The following is a 20,554-nucleotide window of genomic DNA, read 5'->3' as shown; positions in this document are numbered from 1 at the left end:
GTCGCCCTACCCACCGGACGAGTGAACTTAGCCCTGAGCCTTGTCGGTCAGGTCTACTTTCTTGACGGTTTCCCCTTCGAACTTGATGACCACGTTTTTCTTGGCGGCGTCGGTATCTTTCAGCAGGGTCTTGGTGGTCTCGGCCAGCATGGGAGACGCCTTGTTCAGGGCATCCAGGTCATAGGTCCACACTTCCAGACCGGCTTCGGTCTTGGTAGAGGCCGGCGCACCCAGCTTATCCTTGACCGCCTGCTTGTTGGAACCACCTTCCTTGATATCCAGTGCCTTCTTGATGGCTTCGTTGGATGCGCTATCCATGGCTCCGGATACGGCGGTGCTGGCCGCATCCTTGACGCTGCTGGTGACGCTGTCGGTCAGCGAGTCCATCAGGCCGGCATTGGCAAACAGGGGCAGGGTGGTGAGGGCAACCAGCAAACTCTTTTTCATTTTCTACAGCTTCCATGGGTTCAATGAGGCGGCTATGAAATCAGCAAAGATATTGGGCGTCAAGTGAGGCATGCAATTAACATTTCTGTTAACTGTCTCTCATTTTTCGCCAGCCATAAACAGTTTTGGTATCTCCCGCACCAACCAGCTTTTGGCCTTACCCATGGTGTCTCGCCGCCAGGCCAGCACTACTTGCAACTGATGGCGATATTCGGGGCTGATCACCTTGAGCCGCCCGGCCCTGATATCTTCGTCAATCCAGCTCTTCGGCATGGTGCCGACCCCGATCCCCGCCAGCAGGGCATCCCGTTTCTCTGCCATGGAACTGACGGTGAGGCGTGGTTGTTTGTCCAGCAGGCGATAGGTGAGCACCGGTTTACGCAGGGCGGTATCAGCGACCGCAATGGCGCGGTAGCGACGCAGGGTCTCATCTGCCAGCGGTTCCGGCTCCTGGTGGAGGGGATGATCAGGGTGGGCGACATAGAGCATCACCTCCTCTTTCAGCACCTGATGCTTGATGCCGGTCATCATGATGTCCGGGTTGATGGTGGAGATCAGCAGATCGGCACGGCCATCTTCCAGACACTCCCAGCTCCCTGCCAGCACCTCGGCCCGTAGCCGCAGGCGGGTATCGGTCTGTTCGGCCAGTCGCTCAACCAGAGGGAAAAGTGTTTGCAACGGAGTCAGTGCATCAACGGCGACAGTGATGTCGGTCTCCCAGCCACGGGCCAGCGCCCGGGTTTCGCCCACCAGATGTTCGGCTGCTTCCAGCAGCACCCTGCCTCGCTCCAGCAGCATGCGTCCGGCCGGGGTGAACTTGGTGCGGTGCCCGCTGCGGTCAAACAGCATGGCATCCAGTTCGTCCTCCAACTTCTGCACTGTATAGCTGAGCGCTGATGGCACCTTGCCCAGCTCGTCGGCGGCCGCCGCGAAGCTGCCGCGGCGGTCGATGGCGTCCAGTACCCGGATGGCTTCCAGGGTCAGCGCCCGCTCCTTGTTCGATTCCTTGGCCATTATCACCTTCAATTTTTTTGAATATGTTTGCCAGATTATCTCGCTAACAAGTTAGGTCAAGCACGTTTAATATTCAATTATCGCTTGGGCAGGAACGCCGAGCGGCCAAATATGCGGGAAGTTCCGCACTGTGACACACCAATTCGGTCTGTCTGATGTCGGTGAAAGAACAACACACTATTTGAATAACCTCTTGCATGGATGCATTGATTCTGGCCGAAACGGCCTTGGCAATGACATAAAACCAAGAGAGTGAATGAACATGAAAAACGTAATCAAGATGTTGGCCGCTGCAGGCCTGATGACCGCTGGTTTCGCGCAGGCTGCCGTACCGGCAGACTTCAACGCCACTCCGGGCGTGCTGTTTGTGAAGTGGAACGCCACTGCTGCGATGTATGGCAAAAGCAATCCGATGCTGGAAGTGCGTGACGAGTCTGGCGATCTGCTGGCATCAGTCCACGCCAACCTGACCGGTACCCAGCAGGTGCATATCCCGAGCCGTACCCAGGGCAACCTGACTGTCAGCCTGGCTGACCAGAGCAGCGAATACCGTATTCCGTTCGGTATCGGTAGCGGCAAACAGCGTTAATCAACCGTCCCGGTAGATGAGGAGCAGACCATGATGCAATTGAGAGCCGCAGAAGCGCGGGGCAAGGCCAACTTTGGCTGGCTGGACGCGCGCCACAGTTTCTCCTTCGGTCACTACTATGACCCGGAGTGGATGGGGCACTCGGTACTGCGGGTGATCAATCAGGATCTGGTTGCGCCGGGTGGCGGATTTGCCACCCACCCTCACGCCAATATGGAGATCCTCACCTGCGTGCTGCAAGGCACCATAGAGCACAAGGACAGCCTCGGCCATGCCGAGCAGATCCCGGCAGGGGATTTCCAGCTGATGAGCGCAGGCAGCGGGATCCGCCACAGCGAGTACAACCCCTCGCAGACGGATCCTCTCTCCCTGTTGCAGATCTGGATCGAGCCGAACGAGTTCGGCACGCCACCCGGATATCAGCAGAAGAAGATCGAGTCCAGACCGGGCTTGACGCTGGTGGCGTCACCGGATGGCGAGGCAGGATCATTCTGGATCCGCCAACAGGCCCGCGTATGGCGGCTGGAACTGGCCCCGGGCGAGACGCTCGAATGGGCACTGGCTGGCCGACACGGTTACCTGCAGATGATTTCAGGGGAGTTGACCGCTAATGGTCTGGCTGCCCGACCCGGCGACGGGGTACTCAGTCGTGATGAATACCGGTGGGAGCTGGTTGCGACCAGTGCCAGCCAAGCCCTGTTATTTGACCTACCCTGAAGCAGTCAGCGGTGATGTGACACAAACGAGGAATATGAAATGGACAAGATGAAAGATGTAGCGCTGCTGGCGGGTCGTGTACTGCTGGCGCTGATGTTCGTAATGGCGGGCTGGAGCAAGATCGGTGGCTACGCCGGTACTCAGGGCTATATGGAAGCGATGGGCGTGCCGGGCTTTATGTTGCCGCTGGTGATCCTGCTTGAGCTGGGTGGTGGCCTTGCCGTCGTGCTCGGTCTCTTTACCCGCAGCCTCTCCGTGCTGCTGGCCGGCTTCACCCTGATGGCTGCCTTTATTTTCCATTATCAGCCTGCCGAACAGATGCAGATGCTGATGTTTATGAAGAACGTCTCCGTCGCCGGTGGTTTCCTGGCGCTGGCGGCGGCCGGAGCAGGGGCTTTCAGTCTGGATGCCCGTCTCGGCAAAAACTGGTAATGCCCTGAAGAGTCAAGTTTTCCAATGCCTTTTGGCCGGTGCCCTGCACCGGCTTTTTTCTGTCTGCGTTTTCCGGGGCGATGAGGCAGCTGCACAAATCTGCGGTCCCCCTCATGGTTCAACGGTTTGCCCGCCTGCTGGCCACAAGTGCCTTTTGCATCTTATCCCCCGATCCCCGACAATTCCCTCTCTTGTGAAGTGACGGAAATGGCTCGCCTTTTCCCTCGCCCCCTCTCATCCACAGGCGGGAATTGCTCATGTTTACCCTCTACCACTCCAATCAGCTGGATCTGCTCAAAGAGCTGCTGGTGAGCCGCATCCGGCAGGCCCCCCTCTCTCACCCCTTCGATCGGGAGCAGATCCTGGTGCAGAGTCCGGGCATGGCCCAGTGGCTCAAGCTGGAGCTGGCCAAAGCCTTCGGCATCGCCGCCAATATCGACTTTCCGCTGCCCGCCAGCTTTATCTGGGAGATGTTCACCCGGGTGCTGGCGGATGTGCCGCGCCAGAGCCCCTACAACAAGGGCTCCATGAGCTGGCAGCTGATGACCATTCTGCCTGCCTTGCTGGAGCGGCCCGCCTTTGCCCCGCTCGCCGCCTATCTGGGCGGGGGAGATGAGGAGGATTCCGCCAGGGATCCCGAGCAGGTGCGGCTGTGGCAGCTCTGCCAGAAGGTGGCGGATCTCTTTGACCAATATCTGGTCTACCGGCCGGACTGGATCGCCCGTTGGGAAGAGGGGGAAGGATTGAGTCAGGAGCTGGCCGGGGTGAGCGGTCAGGATTGGCAGCCGGAGCTGTGGCGCGAGCTGGTGGCACGCACGTTGGCGTTCTCTCCGAGTGGCTACCACCGCGCCAACCTCTACGAGGAGTTTATCCACGAGCTGGAGCGCACCGCCGATCTGCCGGGCAAGCTGCCGCAACGGGTCTTTGTGTTCGGCATCTCGGCGCTGCCGCCGCGCTATGTGGAGGCGCTGCTGGCCCTCGGCAGCCGACCGGAGGTGGAGGTGCACCTGTTCGTCACCAACCCCTGTCGCTACTACTGGGGGGATCTGCTGGACAGAAAAACCCTGGCGCGCCTCGAAAACAAGCTTAAACCCGGCACCGACATCGAGACACTGCAGGGCCCCGCCAACCCGCTGCTCGCCTCCATGGGCAAGCTGGGGCGCGACTACCTGCATCAGCTGATGGAGCTGGAGGTGCCGCAAATCGAGGCCTTCGTCGATATCGACGAGGTGGATAGCAAAGGCAATGTTAGCCTGCTGCGCGCCATCCAGAAGGATGTGCTGGAGCTGGCAGAACGGGGCGCCGGTCAGTTCGATCTCGACAGCAGCCATCACAAGAGCCCCATCGATCCGGCGGATGGATCCTTGCAGATCCACGCCTGCCACGGCCCGATGCGGGAGTTGGAAGTGCTGCACGACCGGCTGCTGGCGCTGTTCGAGCAGGACCCGACTCTCACCCCGAAAGATGTGGTGGTGATGATGCCGGATGTGAACAGCTACGGCCCCTACATTCAGGCGGTGTTTGGCGCGCGGGGTCAGATCCCGTTTGCGGTCTCGGATCGGGCGGCGAGTCAGGAGAGCCCGCTGCTGCAAAGCTTCCTCGCCCTGCTCAGGCTGCCCAATGCCCGCTTCGGGGCAGGGGAGCTGCTCGCCATTCTCGAGGTGCCCGCCGTGCTGCGCCGTTTCGAGCTGGATGACGACGAGTTCAACCAGCTGCGGGTCTGGGTGCAGGAGACCGGCATCCGCTGGGGGCTGGACGACGGCTACCCCGTCCGTTTCGATCTGCCGCCCATGTCCGGCAACAGCTGGCTGTTCGGCCTGCGCCGCATGCTGCTCGGCTTTGCCATGGGGGATGGCGAGCCGGTGGCGGGCATTCTTCCTTACGCCGATATCGAGGGGCAGCAGGGGTTGGCGCTCGGCAAGCTCGCCTGGTTCGTCGACTCGCTGGCCGAATTCCTGCCCCGGCTGCAACAGGCGCAGCCGCTGGCGGAGTGGAACGCCTGCCTGCTGGCGCTGCTGGAGCGCTTCTATCTGGCCGACGAGGATGAAGAGCGTCAACTCCAGCTCATTCGCAGCCAGCTGGTCGAGTGGCAGACCCGGCTCGGCGAGGCCCGCTTCGAGCAGCCCATCACCGCCGATCTGCTGCAGGATTACCTTGGCAGCGTGCTGGGGGAGTCCCGCTCCAGCCAACGCTTCCTCGCCGGTCAGGTCAACTTCTGCACCCTGATGCCGATGCGCTCCATCCCCTTCAAGCAGGTCTGCCTGCTCGGCATGAACGACGGCGTCTACCCGCGCACCCTGGCCCCCATGGGGTTCGACCTGATGGCGGTAGCTTCGCGGCGCGGGGATCGCTCCCGTCGCGATGATGACCGCTACCTCTTCCTCGAGGCGCTGCTCAGTGCCCAGCAGGGGCTCTATATCAGCTATCAGGGCTTCAGCGCGCAGGACAACAGCGACAAGGTGCCCTCGGTGCTGCTGGCGGAGCTGATCGACTATGTGCGGCAGGGCTTTGTGCTGGCGGGGGATGAGGATCTCGACGACGAAACCTCCGGCAAGCGGCTGCTCAACCACCTGATGGTGGCGCACCCGCTCACCCCCTACAGCCGCAACTACTTCTATCCGGAGCCGGGTTCACGCCTCTTCACCTATGCCGCCGACTGGTTGCCCGCCCTCAATCCGGTGCGTGGCGCGGCCAACTTCCAGAGCGGCGAGCTGCCTCTCCCCCCCGAATGGGGCAAGGAGCAGGGGCTGGAGCTGGTGGAGCTGCTGCGCTTCTATCGCCAGCCCACCAAATATTTCCTCAACCGCCGCCTCAAGGTGTGGTTTGAGCTGAACGAAGCCAACATCGAGGACAGCGAGCCGTTCGAGCTGGATGGCCTGCAACATTATCAGCTGAAAGATCTGCTGCTTGATGCCCATCTGGCGGAAGGTGAAAGTACCGAGCGTCGCGAGCGGTTGCAGCTCACCGGCCTGTTGCCGCAAGGGTGGTTCGGCAGCCTGCTGCTGGACGATCTGGATGCCGAGATGGGCAAGCTGGCGGATCGGCTGCGGCCATGGGTTGCTGCCAATGAGTCAGAAAAGCAGGCGGTGGAGATCGATATCTCCCTCACTCAGGGCCAGCTGCAAGGGTGGATCGACACCCAGAAGGGGCGCTTGCTGGTGGTCAAACCCGGCAGCTTCAACGGCAAGGATCTGCTGCTGGGCTGGATCCAGCACCTCTGCCTCTCCCTCAGCGACGCCCCCGGCGACACCCTGCTGTTCGATGCCAAGCAGAGTCTGCGACTGCCTGTACTCGCTGCCGACGAGGCGCGGCCCAAGCTGGCGGCGCTGGTGGCGTGCTGGGCGCAGGGGATGAAGCGGCCGCAGCCGTTTTTCCCCAACACCGCCTGGGATTGGCTCAAGGCGATCGAGAAGGATCCCGACAAGCCGGAGGCGGCCGACAAGGCGGCCCTCACCCGTTTCAACGGCGGCTGGATGATCAATGGGGAAGGGGCAGATCCTTACGTCGCTCGCTGCTTCCCCGAACTCGATGACGAGGTGCTTGGTCAGTTGCAGGCGCTGGCTCGCGAACACCTGACCCCGCTGCTCAAGACCCTGGAGGAGCTGAAATAATGGCTAACCCGCTCAATACCCTGCGTTTTCCCCTCCATGGTGAACGACTGATAGAAGCCTCCGCCGGTACCGGCAAGACCTACACCATCGCCGGTCTCTACCTGCGCCTGCTGCTGGGCCACGGCCCGCTCATCGAAGAGGGCGCCGATGCCGGTCAGCCGAGCGCCCATGAACGGCCACTCTCGGTGACCGAAATTCTGGTGGTGACCTTTACCGAAGCGGCCACCGCCGAGCTGCGCGGACGGATCCGCGGCCGCATTCACGAGGCGCGCCTCGCCTTTATGCGCGGCCATAGCAGTGACACCCTGCTGGCCCAGTTGCTGGCCGAGGTGGAGGATCACGAGCTGGCGGCACGCCGCCTGCTGGCTGCCGAGCGGCAGATGGACGAGGCGGCGGTCTTTACCATCCACGGCTTCTGCCAGCGGATGCTCAAGCAGAACGCCTTCGAGTCGGGTGCCCTCTTTGAAACCGAATTTCTCACCGACGACAGCCAGCTCAGGCTGCAGGCGGTGAGCGACTACTGGCGCGCCGAGTTCTATCCGGTGGATAAAGCCCTCGCCAGCGCGGTGCGCGCGCTCTGGCCGAGCCCCGCCGCCCTGCTGCGGGAGATGGGCAGCTGGCTCGACAACAGCGAGCTGGAGATCCACCCCGCGCTGGGGGATGAGACCCTTGCCGCCCGCCATCAGGCGGCCATGAGCCGCATCGCGGCAGTGAAAAACGAATGGCTGGCGCAGACGGACGAGATCCGCCGCCAGACCGACGGCCAGATCAGCCGTTACACCGGCAAGAACTACGAAGGGTGGCTTGCCAAGATAGCCGACTGGGCGCAAGACGAAAGCAGTGGCTACGCCATTCCCAAGGAGCTGGAGCGCTTCGGCCAGACAGTGCTGGAGGAGAACCTCAAGAAGGGGGGCGCAGTGCCGACCCTGCCGCTGTTCAGTCAGATAGACGAGCTGCTGGCGAGTCGCCCCGGTATTCGGGATCTCATCCTGCAACGGGCGGCCAAAGTAGTGCGTAGCCGGATGCAGGCCAGCAAGCGGCAGGCCCATCAGCTCTCGTTCGATGACCTGCTGAAAGATCTCGACGGGGCGCTCGGCTCAAGCCTTGGCGAGAGGCTCTGCGAGCGGATTCGCGCCACCTACCGGGTGGCGATGATCGACGAATTTCAGGATACCGATCCCCAGCAGTACCGCATCTTCCATCGCCTCTACGGCGGCCATAGCGACACGGCGCTGTTGATGATCGGTGACCCCAAGCAGGCCATCTACGGCTTTCGCGGCGCCGACATCTTTACCTACATTCAGGCGCGGCGAAATGTGAGCGCCCACTACACCCTAGGGCGCAACTGGCGCTCCAGCAGTGCGCTGGTGGGGGCGGTCAACGGCCTGTTCGCGCGGGCCAAGGATCCCTTTATCTACGAGGCGGATATCCCCTTCCTGCCGGTGGAGGCGCAGGGCAAGAGCAAGGCGCTGCAGCTGGATGGCGAAGCCGCCCCCGTGCTCCACTGCTGGCAGCTGACCGGCCAGCCCACCTTCAATCGGGGGGATTACCAGAGCAAGATGGCCCGCGCCACCGCCGCCGAGATCCACCGCCTGCTGACCCTGGCCCGCGAGGGCAAGGCATTGATCGGTGACAAGGCGGTGAAGGCCGGGGATATCGCCGTGCTGGTGCGAACCGGCGCCGAGGGCAAGCTGGTGCAGCAGGAGCTGGCGCGGCTCGCCATCGCCTCCGTCTATCTGTCGAACCGCGAGAGCGTGCTGGAACAGGTGGAGGCGCGGGAGATCCTGCTGATTTTGCACGCCTGCCAGAACCCGAGCGAAGAGCGCAGCCTGCGGGCGGCGCTGGCGACCGGGCTGTTTGATCTCGACGCCAAGGCGCTCGATGGGCTGGCCAGCGACGAGCGAGCGTGGGAGAGCGCGGTGCAGGAGTTTATGGAGTACCGCAAGATCTGGCACCGCCGCGGCGTGCTGGCGATGCTACGGGCCCTGCTGCACCGGCGCAATCTTGCCTCTTCCCTGCTGGCGAGCCCCTATGGCGAGCGGCGGCTGACCAACTTCCTCCATCTTGGCGAGCTGTTGCAACAGGTGAGCAGCGAGCTGGATGGGGAATATGCCCTGCTGCGCTGGCTGGGGGAGGCGGTGAGCCGCCCCAACGGGCAGGATGCTGAGCAGGTACTGCGGCTCGAATCCGAGCGCAAACTGGTGCAGATCGTCACCATCCACAAATCCAAGGGGCTGGAGTATCCGCTGGTGTTCCTGCCCTTTATCTGCAGCCACAGAACCGCCGAGACCCCGCTCTATCACGAGGCGGATGAGGCGGGCAATCGCACCATTCTCGATCTCACCGGCGCCGAGGGATCCTTGGCCGAAGCGGACAAAGAGCGCCTTGCCGAAGATTTGCGGCTGCTCTATGTGGCCCTGACCCGGGGCGTCTACGCCACCTGGCTGGGGCTGGCACCGGTGCGGGCGGGGGCGGGCAAGTCGGAGAAGACCGACCTGCACCACACCGCCATCGGCTACCTGCTGCAAAAGGGCGAAGAGGGGGATGCGCAGACGCTGGCGACCGCGCTGACCGAGCTGGCGCAGGCGCTGCCCGGAGTGGCCGTCGGTGAGCCCTCGCTCACCCGTCCAGCCCCGCTGCCGCCAGAAGAGGAGCTGCTGGGCGAGCCGCAGGTGCGCCACTTTAGCGGTTCCCTTGAGCGGGACTGGTGGATCAGCTCCTACTCCGGGCTGGCGGCGCAGGGTCACGGTCACAGCAAAGGCGTGCTGGCCAATCCCGGCTTCGATGACGAGGTAGTGACCGAGGCGGCCGCGCTGGCTTCCGAGCAACCGGAGGAGGCGCCCCAGCCCTCCATCTTTACCTTCCCGAAAGGGGCGCGCCCCGGCACCTTGCTGCACAGTCTGTTCGAGACCATCGACTTTCAAAGCGCCGCGGGCGAGCCGTTGGCGGAGCATATTGCCACCCTGCTGGCGCAGGACGGCTTCGACGAGAGCTGGGCCCCCGTGTTGCAACAGCAGGTGGAGGCGGTGCTGGATACCCCGCTGGAAACAGGCTTTGGCGAGCCGGTGCGGCTGCGGGATCTGGCCCCCGAGCGCAAACAGGTGGAGCTGGAGTTCTTCCTGCCCATGGGGCGGGTGACGGCACCGGCGCTGACCGCGCTCTGCCAGCAGCACGACCCGCTGTCGCGGGGCAACAAGCCGCTGAGCTTTGCCACCGTGCAGGGGATGCTCAAGGGCTTTATCGACTTGGTGTTCGAGTGGCAGGGGCGCTGGTATCTGCTCGACTACAAATCGAATCACCTCGGCATGAGTCCTGCCGATTACAGCCGTCCGGCGCTGGAGCGGGCGATGGCCGAGCACCGCTACGACCTGCAATACCAGCTCTACTCGCTGGCGCTGCACCGGCTGCTCACCCTGCGCCTGCCGGGCTACGACTTCGAGCAGCACTTTGGCGGCGTTTTCTATCTTTTCCTGCGCGGCATGCCGCAGGGGGGCATTTTCCATACCCGCCCGAGCCGTGAACTGGTGCTGGGGCTGGATAAGTTGTTTCGCGAAGGCAGTGAGCTGCCAGCAGCGGGATCCCAAGCATTGAACGAGGTAGAGGCATGAGCGGCACCAAGATCAGCACCGCGACCAGCGCAATGATGGTTGAACGGCTCAAAACACTGGCGCTGGCTGGCCGTATCCGCCAGCTGGATCTGCAATTTGCCCGGCTGGTGGCCGACCTTGGTGGCAGCCCCGAGCTGGTGCTGGGGGCGGCGCTCGCCTGCTTCGAGCTGGGGCGCGGCCATGTCTGTCTGCCGCTTGAAATGTTGACTGCCGGATCCCTGCGACCGTTCGGGCTGGATCCCCAGCAGAGCCGGGATCTGTTGTCTGATCTGGCGGATCCTGCCCGCTGGCCCGCCCTGTTTGCGGCAAGCCCGCTCGTGGGTACGGAACAGGATGAGGGGCTCGCCCCGCGCTGGCCGCTGCGGCTGTGGCACGGGCGGCTCTACCTCACCCGCTACCACGATCACGAGCAGGGGGTGGCCCGCCATCTGCGCGCGTTGAGTGAACGCGCCGAATGGCCAGAGATTGCCCCCGCCCTGTCGCGGCTGTTTGCCCGCGACTACGGGCTGGTGTTCGCGGCGCTGCTCAAAGCCCGCCTCGCCCCCGATTTTTCGGTCCGCCACTTTATCGAGAAGTATCTCGATCTGGTGTTCCCCAATGAAGTGGATTGGCCCGCCATCGAGGCGCTGCTGGCCAGCGCCCAGGCGGCGAGCGACCTTGGCAAACTGGATGCGCTGGTGCCCGAGGCGCTCTGCTGCAACGGCCAGAAGCTGGCGGCGGCTACTGCGGCGGCGCGCCCCTTTGCGGTGATCTCGGGTGGCCCCGGCACCGGCAAGACCACCACAGTCGCCAAACTGCTCGCCATTCTGGTGGAGACCGGCCTGCAAGCGGGCAAGGCCCCGGCGATCCGGCTGGTGGCCCCCACCGGCAAGGCGGCGGCGCGCCTGACCGAGAGTATCGGCTCTGCCCTGCAGGCCCTCGATCTGCCCCCCGAGTGGGTGGAAGCGATCCCCACCGAGGCGGGCACCTTGCACCGGCTGCTCGGGGTCATTCCGGGGCGCAGCCAGTTCCGCCACCACGCGGGCAACCCGCTGCACCTCGACTTGCTGGTGGTGGATGAGGCCTCCATGGTCGACCTGCCGATGATGGCGCGCCTGCTCGATGCACTGCCGAGCCACGCCCGCCTGATCCTGCTTGGCGACAAGGATCAGCTCGCCTCGGTGGAGGCGGGGGCCGTGCTCGGCGATATCTGCAGCTTTATCGAACAGGGCATCAGCCCGGCGCAGGCGGATTGGCTCTCCCGCCAGACTGGCTACCGCTTGCAGGGCACGCCCACAGGGGCACCGGTGCGCGACAGCCTCTGTTTGCTTGCCAAGAGCTGGCGCTTTGATCAGCATTCGGGCATCGGTCAGCTGGCGCGTGCCTGCAACAGCGGCGATGCCACGGCGGTGGAGGCAGTCTGGGGCATGGGCTTTGCCGATATCAGCCTGCACCCCTGGGCCGGGGAGGCTTACGACGCCCTGATTGCCCAGGGGGTGGCCGGTTACGGCAGCTATCTGAAGGCGGCCCGCGCGGGGGAAGCGCCCGCCGCCGTATTCAAGGCATTCAACAGCTTCCAGATCCTCTGCGCCCTGCGCGACGGCCCGTTCGGCGTGCTGGGGCTAAACGAGCGGCTCGAACTGGCCCTGTCACGGGCAGGCCTGATTGCCCGCGATGGCGACTGGTATGCCGGTCGCCCTGTGATGGTGGTGCGCAACGACCACGGCGTTGGCCTCTACAACGGCGATATGGGGCTCTGCCTGCCCGATGAAACCGGGCGGCTCAAGGTCTGGTTTGAGCAGCCGGATGGCACCCTGCGCGCCCTGTTGCCCAGCCGCTTGCCGCCTCACGAGACCGTCTACGCCATGACCATCCACAAATCCCAGGGGTCGGAGTTTGCCCATACCGTGCTGGTGTTGCCCGACAGCCCCAGCCCGCTGCTGACCCGCGAGCTGGTCTACACCGGCATCACCCGCGCCAAGGCACGGCTCGATCTCTACGGCGATCGCGCCCTGCTGTCACAGGCAGTACGGAAAAAGACCGAGCGTTATTCTGGATTGGCGGAGAGGTTGGGGGAGTGATGGATTGGACGGCGGTAAGGGGAGATTGCCGCAGAATGTAATGAGTTACGAGTTTTTATTGCCAATGCTTTAAATAAAGAGGAATGTTTATGCAAACAGAGTATATAGATGTTCTTAAATTAATATTGTCATGGCCAACTATAGTGCTAATCGCAATTCTTGTACTAAGAAAACCAATATTGGATATCGCATCGAGGTTAACTTCCAGTGATAATGCGAAAATAAAACTAGGTGTAATTGAGGCAGATCTAGGCACGCTGACTAAAAAAGGAAATGAGGTCATAGATAATTTGAATAGGCTAAATGTGGTGATGGCAGAAAGTAGGTTGTTTGAGCTAAATGTAACTTGTGATAAATTAAAAACTATGTTTAGTGAAGAAGAACACGAAAGAATGCAACAGCATATATCTGCTCTACAAGAGCTACTGTCTCGCGTCAATAAGGTTGAAAAATGAAAGTGTTATCATTTTCAAATCGAGTGGTAATATCTTTTTATCCTTTGTTGAAAATGGTAATGGATATTAGATTTTTGGATAAAGACCATCAAGTAAAATTGTATGATGAAAACATGGAATTCGAGGCTAGTTATAACGTTGGTCTCCCGGTCTTATCTATGTTTCCTGATGTAATCAAGAAAAATGAATTCTTCACTAATTTGATAAATAATGACTTTATTAAGTCGCTTACTCATAAACAGTCTCTTTTTTCAAACGCACTTGCTATTTACCCTGAATTAATGGATGTATTTAGAACTTCACCGACATTAGCATGGCTGATTTGTGTCAAGTTATATGATGAGTCATCTGCACATGTTATGCATCACTATGCAAGACTTAAGAGAAAGGAAATTTTAACAAAAATAGTCGGCTCAGAGGTGGGTGAGCGGCATGTTAAGTTTGTCGGTAAAATTAGAATATTAAATGGCAGTGAACATGAGGCTGATGAAATAATTAAGGCTATAAAAAAGGATGATCTTGTCGATTCATTTAAGCACGAAGAGAAAGTATTTGTTTCTGATATATATGTGCTTAATAGTTATCCATCTTTGATAGGCTCTAAAATAATACATGGTTTTAATAAAGGTATAGATAATAGACTTGGAACCTATAAAATTGGTGTCAATAAAATCAATGAATTATATATGGATACTATAAATATCGGTGCTCATATTGGGATAAAAAATAGCTCGCATATCGTCAGGTCATGCAAGTCTGCGCAAGAATTGCTTAAAGTTCATGATGGTTGGGTTGATATTTTAAACAAGAACAAAATGTTTTTGGAGCATGATGAGCCTCTTCCAATTTTAGATATTGAACATCCAGATTTTATGTCCCAGATCTGCTCTATCAATCAACTTATTCAAGAAGGAATTGAAATGGAGCATTGTGTTTTTACATATTTAGATAAGTTGAGAGATAGAACCTCATTCATCTATAAGGTTATGGCGGGAGAGCGGGTGACAATGGAGGTTGGACTTAGAGGAAAAGAGGTTTATATCAAGCAGATTAAGCTACGGAAAAACAAAGACCCATCGTTAAAAACAACTAATATGTTGTTCGAATTAGTAAAAGAGATAAATAAAAGAACAATATAATAGCAACTTAATTTGACATTTTCTGAAGTCATATCTTCGCGTAGAGCTTTCTTATGTTGGGCTTCGCAGGCTCAGCACCAACCTACCGATCGTGTAGGTTGGTGCTGAGCGCAGTGAAGCCCAACGTTTACCGCGAAATCTCTTTTTCCTTTCCCTTATCCCCAGCCCTTCTCCTCCTTTTTTAATAAACGGGAGAAGGGAGCAATGCCGTTACCGTTGTCCGATTACGCTTCGCTAATCGAACTTACGAGAGGGCCAGGGTGAGGGGAGCATTCAGGGATTAGATGGTCAGCTCCAGCCGATTGCCTTCAGGATCGAGGAAGGTGCTCTCGTAATAGCCGTCGCCGGTCCAGCGGGGGCCGTCCAGGTGTTTCACCTCGGCGCCCTTGAGCAGCTTGAGGCGGGCGGTCATCTTGTCCACCTCCTCCACGCTGCCAAGGGAGAGGGCGAGGTGGGCCAGCCCCTGCAACGGGTGTGGCAGAGTGAGATCTGCCGGAAACAGTATGGGGGTGTGCATCAGCTCCAGGCTGGCGCCCCCTTCGAAACGCACGAAGTAAGAGCTGAACTGTTTGCTCGGGTTGTGATAGCGCTCATTGGCCCGCCCGCCAAACAGGGTGCAGTAGAATGCCTTGAGTGCCTCCAGATCCTGCGCCCAGATGGCGACGTGATGGATATGCATGGCTGGTCTCCTGTGACTCGATGCCCTTGATGCTATGCTGGGGCCTGTCCCTTCGACATGGCTGAGCCCGTCCTGATGATGTCTGACACTGCCAACACCGAGCTTATCGATGTCTCCCCCGACTGCCGCGAGCAGATCTGCTGTGACAGCCTGTTGCCGGCCCTCGCACAGGAGCAGGTGTGGCTGGCGGGCTATTCCCGTCTCAAGACCCGCTACCGCATCGCGCGCCGCTTTGCCGATATGCACTGTTTTCTGCTGACCCTGGGCGGTGAGGGGGAGGTGCAGGTGGGCGATCGCCGCGAGCGGTTGCAGGTCGGCGAGTGGGCGCTGATCCCGGCCGGGGAGCCAATCTGCTATCAGTTGAGTGAGCCGTTGAACCAGCAGGTGAATAAGGGGAGTGAGTGGGAGCTGGTGTGGCTGCTGCTGCACAAGGATTCCCCCTGGGATGCCTTCGCCAGCCACCCCCGGCTCGGTTGTACCTCCCAGCAGGCCACCGTACTGCGCACGATCGAGAACCTCTATGCGGAGCAGGAGCGCCATCAGGACCCGCTGCTCAGCGCCCTGCTGGTTGAGCAGCTCGGCTTTTACCTGCGCCGTCTGTTGCAAAAGGGGGAGGGGCAGCGGCGTGGCGAGCGGCTGGCGCTGCGCCTCGAATTGCTGCTCAAAGAGGCGCTGACCGAGCCGTGGGACATAGCGCGCATGGCCGGCGCCCTGCATCTCTCCGAGCGCCAGCTCTACCGGCTCTGCCAGCAGCACTTCGCGCTGGCGCCCATGGCGCTGCTGCAACGGCTGCGGCTGCAGCGGGCGGCGCTCTTGCTGGCCAGCCGGGCCGACCCGGTGAAGCTGCTGGCCGAGCAGTGCGGCTTCAAGAACGAGTACCATTTCTCCACCGCCTTCAAACGCCAGCATGGCCTGGCGCCCAGCCACTATCGCAACCTGCATCATCCTGCCTTTAAAACCGGACAAGGGTGAAATATTGAGCCACACTGGTTGCTAATGTTATTCAGACGAACCCGATGGCGGCCGATAACCGGAACAAGTAGTGGCGGTTTTCATCGATCAACGGATAGCGGACTGTGCAGCCGTCTGCCGCTATCATTTCTCAACATCAGGCTGGAATGCCCCGCGCCCCAGCGGGGCGGCAATACAAGGATGGTCTCCCATGCTGCAGGACAGCGACACGATCAGGATCTCGGATGTCAGCGAAGCCGTGGTACATGGCATTCTCGAGGTGATCAGCGATGGCATCTGGGACTGGAATGCCAACACCGGTTTCGTCTATCGCAACCCGGGCTGGTACCGGATGCTGGGCTACGAGCCCCATACTCTAGGCAACAATGTCTTCACCTGGGAGAGTGTGATCCACCCCGACGACATGGATCGGGTGATGGCGAGCTTCGATGCCTATCTGAGCGGCGCCGCCCCCGACTACCGGGTCGAGTATCGCTGCCGCAGTCGCGGCGGAGACTATATCTGGATCGAGGATTGCGGCCGCATCATAGAGCGCAATCCCGATGGGTCTGTGGCGCGGATGATCGGCGCCCATCGCAATATCCACGCCAGCAAGTTGCTGCTGGAGCAGCTGGAGCTGCGCAATCAGTCGCTGGAGCAACTGGTGGCGGAGCGCACCGCCGAGCTGGTGCGAGTCAACGAGGCACTGCAACAGAGGGTGGAGGAGAATCGTCAGCTGGCGGAGACTGATGCCCTGACCGGTGCCGCCAGCCGCTATCGGCTGGAGCGGGCGTTGCAGCTGGAGTGCGAACGGGCGCGCCGCTTTCACTTGCCTTTTACCGTGATTGCCATGGATGTGGACAACTTCAAGCAGATCAATGACAGCTATGGCCACAATATCGGGGATCAGACCCTGATCAACATAGTGGCGCTTGTGCGCGACCATATCCGCGAGATTGATCTGCTGGCTCGTTGGGGTGGCGACGAGTTTATGGTGCTGCTGCCCAATACCGGCCGTGAAGATGCGTTGGTGGTGGCGAACAAGTTTCAGGCGTTGATGGTGACGCACCCCATCTGTCCCCGCGGGGCGACCACCATGAGCTTCGGAGTGGCGGAGTATCAGCAGGGTGAGCAGAAGGAGAGTCTGATGGTGCGCGCCGATCGGGCGCTCTATCAGGCCAAGCAGCAGGGCAAGAATCAGATCTGCTGATGGCACATCAGCCAATAGAAGGGCCGCAGGCGTGAAACCTGCGGCCTTTTTGCATCTGGCGCAATGGCCTGGTTGGGGTGTGCGGCTTAGAAGTGGTAGCGCAGGCCCAGCTTGAGGGTATCCAGAGAGTAGTGCTCATCACCCAGGCTCAGGGCGTTGAACTGGCGCTCGTAGCCGATACCGGCAGAGAAGCTGTCGTTGAAGGCGTAGTCCAGACCCACTTCCAGATTGGGGTGTACCTTGCTCTTGGTTTCGCTGCCACTTACCTGACCGCTCATACCGAGGATGGTGGCATTGCCGACAACTTCCACTTCGGTGCGAGTGTAAGCGATACCCGGTTTGGCATAGGCGCTGAAGCCCCAGACCAGCGGCTGGCTCAGCTTGGCGGCCAGGCTGATGCTGCGGGTGTCGATGGTGGTGTCGGCAAAGCCGGTTGCAATCGGGGAGGTCACCCAGGTCAGCTGATCCATCTGTTGGGCGTGCAAGCCACCTTCAACCGCCAGCCAGGGGTTGAAGCTGTAACCGACGATCAGGCTGCCGCCGTCAAGCTGGTCGTCGATCACTTTGGCGTCATAGGCGCGCTGGAGGTCACCGTCGAGATCCATCTTGGAGGTGGTCAGATCCAGACCTGCATACCAGCCTTCGGCATGGGCGCCGCCATTCATGGCCAGAGCAAGCAGGGAGAAAGCGGCAATTTTATTAAACTTGTTCATGGATAAATAACCTTGTGTTGCGTGAACTGCGTGTAATTTATATTGCTCAATCCATGAAGCTTTTTATATTTCCGTCATCGCTCTGCTTTCACAGAGGGGCCGCAGTATAGTCAGCACATTTCTGAATAACAAGAGAGTGGTTTCCCCATCATTATAAATATGACTGGCTGCAAGCAGGGCCATTTTGTTTAATAAATGGTGTTATTAGAGTTTTAGCTTTATTGAGGTTTAAATAATTAACTGGTGAGGCAAATGACCGGCTGCGAGTTCTATTTTGATTCTATGTGATTGATTTTTATCAGCATTGAATTTTCATTCGAGCGTGGCCATGATGAGCCGTCTAAAAATTGGCATCTCAGATGTCACTGATTGGCATCAGGTTCTTTTCGATGATTTTTTGAACGCATCACAAGGTGAAACCGTGAGAAAAAAATTTCTCTCTTTGCCTGTTTTTTGCTCTTTTTGAGGTTTGGGATTGTTCCCACTGTAACTTTTGGTGGTCTTTTGAGGCTGTTTTTGCGTGGGCTATGCTACCCACCAGATACGCGAATGGGCGCTTGTGGGTGGCTTTTCTCTTCACCCGGTAGCAGTTGTTGGGGTGGGCATGGGGTGTGATAAGCAGATATGGGGCGTGCGGCCCGATTAATTTTGTTTGCTTATATATGCAAGCCATTTAAAAGATAAGTTTTTGATGTTTTAAATTACTTGATTATATTTGTTTTTATATTGAGTGAAGCTTTCCAAGTAAGCCATTTAAATATATTTAATGGCAATGAGACGGTATTAAGGATCGTTTAGGATACCTTGCCAGAGAGGTCGTAGTGGCTGGCGCATCAGTGGGCGGCGGGTGGCCTGTGACACTTCCCCTTGCCGGGGCCCTTGACCTGACCTGCGAATTCAGGGAAAAGAAAAGGGCGGTGCTATCAGCGCCGCCCAATGCCAGGAAAGAGAAAAAACCTTGCGGTTTAAAAGATAAAAATTTGGAAGCAAACAATCGATTTCTCAACCAGGAAGGGTCTTGAATTCGATACGTTTCGATTATGCGCGATGTTCTATGCAGCACTAGCAAAATGTTTGCGGGTTGAAAGATATGCACTGTCTGGTGTCAGATTTTGCGACCTCATCGTTCAACTGGTCTGTCCTGATGGGCGTTGTAGGCGATTTTTTCTCTAGGCTGTTTTTTCGGTGTCAATATCTGAGCCTTGAAGGTAAAAACAGGTCAGAAGCTGACTCGGCATAACCATGCAATGAAAGTGCGATAACAAGGAAGAGTGGCATGACCTACAGCCAGACCCTGGCCAACAATATTCTCGACACCCTAAAGAAGACCCTGACCGACAAGGGGATCCGCTATCAGACCCTGGCAGAAGCCATGGGTGTCTCCATCGCGACCGTGAAACGGATGATGAACAAGCCCTCGCTGCCGTTTGATACTCTGCTGGAGATCTGCCATCTGGTGGGTCTCTCGTTCGAGGAGTTGCTGGATCGCACTCAGGACGCCCAGAGCCGCCGCGCCGTCTTCACTCAGGAGCAGGACGAGGCGTTTCACAATGAGCCGGGGCTCTACGCTTTTCTCGCCAATATCTTCTGGCGCGACAAGACGCTGATCGATCTCAAGCGGGAGTACGGCCTGACCGATGCCTCCTGCTACCTCTATCTGCGCAAGCTGGAGAAGCTCGGCATTTTGCAGCTTGGTATCGACAACAGTTACCACTTCCTGATCAGCGAGCGGATCAGCTTCGAGCAGCACAGCCGTTTCGCCCGCCAGCAGGCACGGCAGGCGATGTCGGTGCTGGGGGAGTATCTGGTGGAGAACATGCACAAGTCGAACAACTATATGGCGCTCTGCCAGTTGCACCTCAACGAGGGGGAGGCGATGGCGCTGATCGACCGGATGAAGGAGTACTGGCATCAGGAGATCAAGCTCAACCGCCCCGCCATCGGCCAGCAGGAGCACGCCAAGACCTACACCATGTCGCTGCAACTGGCCGACTGCGGCTACCAGAGCTTCGACGACATGATCCCCAATATCGACAACTGATCCCGGCGGATCCAGAGGATCCGCCTCCCCCTTCCAGGCTGGCGTTGCGTGCCGACTCACCCCTGCTCTGCGAGCCGGGTTTGCTGCGGCTTGCCTGCGAGCGGCTGCAACGCTCGCGTATCGAGGCAGATTCGGATCGCATCCGGCCGCCAGTGCTCGATATCGCAATCCACCAGAGCGCCTCGCTCGTCGTAGTTGACCCGCACCAGCCGTAGCACGGCGCTCCCCTCCGCCAGATTGAGGGCGCGGGCGATGGCGCCCCGTGCTGCCGAGGGAGTGATCTCGAGACTCGCCCCGCCCTGGCCTATGCCATAGCGCTGCTGATAGAGCTCGGTGAGGGAGCTCGCCAGCGGTGCGCTGGCGATATCGGGAAAGCGACTCGCCAGCAGGTGATGGCTGACGTGTAGCACAGGGCGGCCATCGATAAGACGCAGACGGCGGATCTCGTAGAGCGGCGTAAAAGGATCCAGCCCCATCCAGCGGCAGAGCTCGCTGCTGGCCAGCTCGCTACCGTGGGCCAGCACTCGGGTTTCGGCGGTGCGCTGCTGCTCGCCGATCCACTGGTGAAAGTGAGTGTGGATGGCTGGATCGTAGGTGAGGCGAGGCGGGGCCACGAACCAGCCGCGCCGCTCGGCCCGGTAGATAAGGCCATCCGCTTCGAGGCTGGAGAGCGCCTCCTTGATGGTGATGCGGGTGGTGGCGAAACGCTCGCTCAGGGCCCGTTCGGCGGGTAGCTGCTGCCCGGCCCCCAATTGGCCGCTGCCGATATAGCGGCGCAGGGTCTGGCAAATCTGTTCACACTTGGAGGAGGAGCGGCCATCGGCCATGCTCTGTTCGTTCACTCTCTGCTCGCTCAATCTCGGTTCAATCACGCTCATATCCCTGTCG

Annotated in this window: 16 protein-coding genes; 11 read left to right on the top strand and 5 right to left on the bottom strand. The window is 59.3% G+C overall.

The features are described from left to right. Window positions 1-27 precede the first annotated feature (27 nt). Window positions 28-447 (bottom strand): hypothetical protein, encoded by a 420-nt coding sequence (locus tag I6L35_RS04820; RefSeq protein ID WP_216979692.1) that lies wholly within the window; start codon window positions 445-447, stop codon window positions 28-30. A gap of 99 nt (window positions 448-546) precedes the next feature. Then, window positions 547-1,461 (bottom strand): LysR family transcriptional regulator, encoded by a 915-nt coding sequence (locus tag I6L35_RS04815; protein WP_005342714.1) that lies wholly within the window; start codon window positions 1,459-1,461, stop codon window positions 547-549. A 256-nt stretch (window positions 1,462-1,717) separates the two neighbouring features. On the opposite strand from I6L35_RS04815, the gene I6L35_RS04810 reads away from it, so the two are divergent. From I6L35_RS04810 to I6L35_RS04775, 8 genes are all read left to right on the top strand, one after another. After that, on the top strand, window positions 1,718-2,050 hold the full coding sequence (locus I6L35_RS04810; RefSeq protein WP_216979691.1) for a hypothetical protein: 333 nt from the start codon (window positions 1,718-1,720) through the stop codon (window positions 2,048-2,050). Window positions 2,051-2,080: 30 nt separating this feature from the next. Then, the gene (locus I6L35_RS04805; protein WP_216979690.1) at window positions 2,081-2,767 is read left to right on the top strand and encodes a pirin family protein; all 687 of its coding nucleotides are present in this window, start codon (window positions 2,081-2,083) and stop codon (window positions 2,765-2,767) included. 39 nt (window positions 2,768-2,806) lie between these two features. Further along, a complete protein-coding gene (locus I6L35_RS04800; RefSeq protein ID WP_005342720.1) occupies window positions 2,807-3,199 on the top strand; it encodes a DoxX family protein in 393 nt (130 codons plus the stop codon). A 257-nt stretch (window positions 3,200-3,456) separates the two neighbouring features. Further along, window positions 3,457-6,810: an exodeoxyribonuclease V subunit gamma gene (gene recC / locus I6L35_RS04795; protein ID WP_216979689.1), complete on the top strand. Its 3,354-nt coding sequence runs from the start codon at window positions 3,457-3,459 to the stop codon at window positions 6,808-6,810. Next, window positions 6,810-10,418 (top strand): exodeoxyribonuclease V subunit beta, encoded by a 3,609-nt coding sequence (recB, locus tag I6L35_RS04790; protein ID WP_216979688.1) that lies wholly within the window; start codon window positions 6,810-6,812, stop codon window positions 10,416-10,418. Before recC ends, recB begins: the two co-directional genes overlap by 1 nt. Then, the gene (gene recD / locus I6L35_RS04785; RefSeq protein WP_216979687.1) at window positions 10,415-12,478 is read left to right on the top strand and encodes an exodeoxyribonuclease V subunit alpha; all 2,064 of its coding nucleotides are present in this window, start codon (window positions 10,415-10,417) and stop codon (window positions 12,476-12,478) included. Before recB ends, recD begins: the two co-directional genes overlap by 4 nt. An 89-nt stretch (window positions 12,479-12,567) precedes the next feature. Beyond that, complete coding sequence (locus tag I6L35_RS04780; protein ID WP_139734584.1) at window positions 12,568-12,933, top strand: hypothetical protein; 366 nt, start codon at window positions 12,568-12,570, stop codon at window positions 12,931-12,933. Continuing rightward, window positions 12,930-14,072 carry a PcfJ domain-containing protein gene (locus tag I6L35_RS04775; protein ID WP_216979686.1) on the top strand — a complete coding sequence of 381 codons (1,143 nt, stop codon included), beginning with the start codon at window positions 12,930-12,932 and terminating at the stop codon, window positions 14,070-14,072. The genes I6L35_RS04780 and I6L35_RS04775 overlap by 4 nt, the downstream gene beginning before the upstream one ends. A 280-nt stretch (window positions 14,073-14,352) precedes the next feature. On the opposite strand, the gene I6L35_RS04770 is transcribed toward I6L35_RS04775, so the two are convergent. Beyond that, window positions 14,353-14,751: a VOC family protein gene (locus I6L35_RS04770; RefSeq protein WP_216979685.1), complete on the bottom strand. Its 399-nt coding sequence runs from the start codon at window positions 14,749-14,751 to the stop codon at window positions 14,353-14,355. 75 nt (window positions 14,752-14,826) lie between these two features. Here I6L35_RS04770 and I6L35_RS04765 point away from each other — a divergent pair, with 75 nt between their 5' ends. Both I6L35_RS04765 and I6L35_RS04760 read left to right on the top strand, forming a co-directional pair. Then, the gene (locus tag I6L35_RS04765; protein WP_216979684.1) at window positions 14,827-15,723 is read left to right on the top strand and encodes an AraC family transcriptional regulator; all 897 of its coding nucleotides are present in this window, start codon (window positions 14,827-14,829) and stop codon (window positions 15,721-15,723) included. 190 nt (window positions 15,724-15,913) lie between these two features. Continuing rightward, complete coding sequence (locus I6L35_RS04760; protein WP_216979683.1) at window positions 15,914-16,912, top strand: sensor domain-containing diguanylate cyclase; 999 nt, start codon at window positions 15,914-15,916, stop codon at window positions 16,910-16,912. Window positions 16,913-16,998: 86 nt separating this feature from the next. On the opposite strand, the gene I6L35_RS04755 is transcribed toward I6L35_RS04760, so the two are convergent. Then, on the bottom strand, window positions 16,999-17,625 hold the full coding sequence (locus I6L35_RS04755; protein ID WP_216979682.1) for a porin family protein: 627 nt from the start codon (window positions 17,623-17,625) through the stop codon (window positions 16,999-17,001). Window positions 17,626-18,901: 1,276 nt separating this feature from the next. Here I6L35_RS04755 and I6L35_RS04750 point away from each other — a divergent pair. Further along, the gene (locus I6L35_RS04750; RefSeq protein ID WP_005336490.1) at window positions 18,902-19,666 is read left to right on the top strand and encodes a helix-turn-helix transcriptional regulator; all 765 of its coding nucleotides are present in this window, start codon (window positions 18,902-18,904) and stop codon (window positions 19,664-19,666) included. Window positions 19,667-19,722: 56 nt separating this feature from the next. On the opposite strand, the gene I6L35_RS04745 is transcribed toward I6L35_RS04750, so the two are convergent. Next, window positions 19,723-20,544, bottom strand: a complete 822-nt coding sequence (locus tag I6L35_RS04745; RefSeq protein WP_201990674.1) for a UTRA domain-containing protein — start codon at window positions 20,542-20,544, stop codon at window positions 19,723-19,725. Window positions 20,545-20,554 lie beyond the last annotated feature (10 nt).

Origin of the sequence: Aeromonas sp. FDAARGOS 1405, from assembly GCF_019048265.1 — a bacterium.
Classification (GTDB): Bacteria; Pseudomonadota; Gammaproteobacteria; order Enterobacterales; family Aeromonadaceae; genus Aeromonas; species Aeromonas veronii_A.
Note: the sequence above shows the minus strand (reverse complement) of the source record. Positions and strands in the feature narration are given on the sequence as shown.

What these genes read in the sequence shown, in the direction of transcription:
- recC (WP_216979689.1), top strand. Translation starts at nt 3,457, where the DNA reads ATGTTTACCCTCTACCACTCCAATCAGCTGGATCTGCTCAAAGAGCTG.
- recD (WP_216979687.1), top strand. Translation starts at nt 10,415, where the DNA reads ATGAGCGGCACCAAGATCAGCACCGCGACCAGCGCAATGATGGTTGAA.
- recB (WP_216979688.1), top strand. Translation starts at nt 6,810, where the DNA reads ATGGCTAACCCGCTCAATACCCTGCGTTTTCCCCTCCATGGTGAACGA.
- I6L35_RS04745 (WP_201990674.1), bottom strand. Translation starts at nt 20,544, where the DNA reads ATGAGCGTGATTGAACCGAGATTGAGCGAGCAGAGAGTGAACGAACAG.
- I6L35_RS04815 (WP_005342714.1), bottom strand. Translation starts at nt 1,461, where the DNA reads ATGGCCAAGGAATCGAACAAGGAGCGGGCGCTGACCCTGGAAGCCATC.
- I6L35_RS04800 (WP_005342720.1), top strand. Translation starts at nt 2,807, where the DNA reads ATGGACAAGATGAAAGATGTAGCGCTGCTGGCGGGTCGTGTACTGCTG.
- I6L35_RS04770 (WP_216979685.1), bottom strand. Translation starts at nt 14,751, where the DNA reads ATGCATATCCATCACGTCGCCATCTGGGCGCAGGATCTGGAGGCACTC.
- I6L35_RS04755 (WP_216979682.1), bottom strand. Translation starts at nt 17,625, where the DNA reads ATGAACAAGTTTAATAAAATTGCCGCTTTCTCCCTGCTTGCTCTGGCC.
- I6L35_RS04810 (WP_216979691.1), top strand. Translation starts at nt 1,718, where the DNA reads ATGAACATGAAAAACGTAATCAAGATGTTGGCCGCTGCAGGCCTGATG.
- I6L35_RS04780 (WP_139734584.1), top strand. Translation starts at nt 12,568, where the DNA reads ATGCAAACAGAGTATATAGATGTTCTTAAATTAATATTGTCATGGCCA.
- I6L35_RS04750 (WP_005336490.1), top strand. Translation starts at nt 18,902, where the DNA reads ATGACCTACAGCCAGACCCTGGCCAACAATATTCTCGACACCCTAAAG.
- I6L35_RS04820 (WP_216979692.1), bottom strand. Translation starts at nt 447, where the DNA reads ATGAAAAAGAGTTTGCTGGTTGCCCTCACCACCCTGCCCCTGTTTGCC.
- I6L35_RS04805 (WP_216979690.1), top strand. Translation starts at nt 2,081, where the DNA reads ATGATGCAATTGAGAGCCGCAGAAGCGCGGGGCAAGGCCAACTTTGGC.
- I6L35_RS04775 (WP_216979686.1), top strand. Translation starts at nt 12,930, where the DNA reads ATGAAAGTGTTATCATTTTCAAATCGAGTGGTAATATCTTTTTATCCT.
- I6L35_RS04765 (WP_216979684.1), top strand. Translation starts at nt 14,827, where the DNA reads ATGATGTCTGACACTGCCAACACCGAGCTTATCGATGTCTCCCCCGAC.
- I6L35_RS04760 (WP_216979683.1), top strand. Translation starts at nt 15,914, where the DNA reads ATGCTGCAGGACAGCGACACGATCAGGATCTCGGATGTCAGCGAAGCC.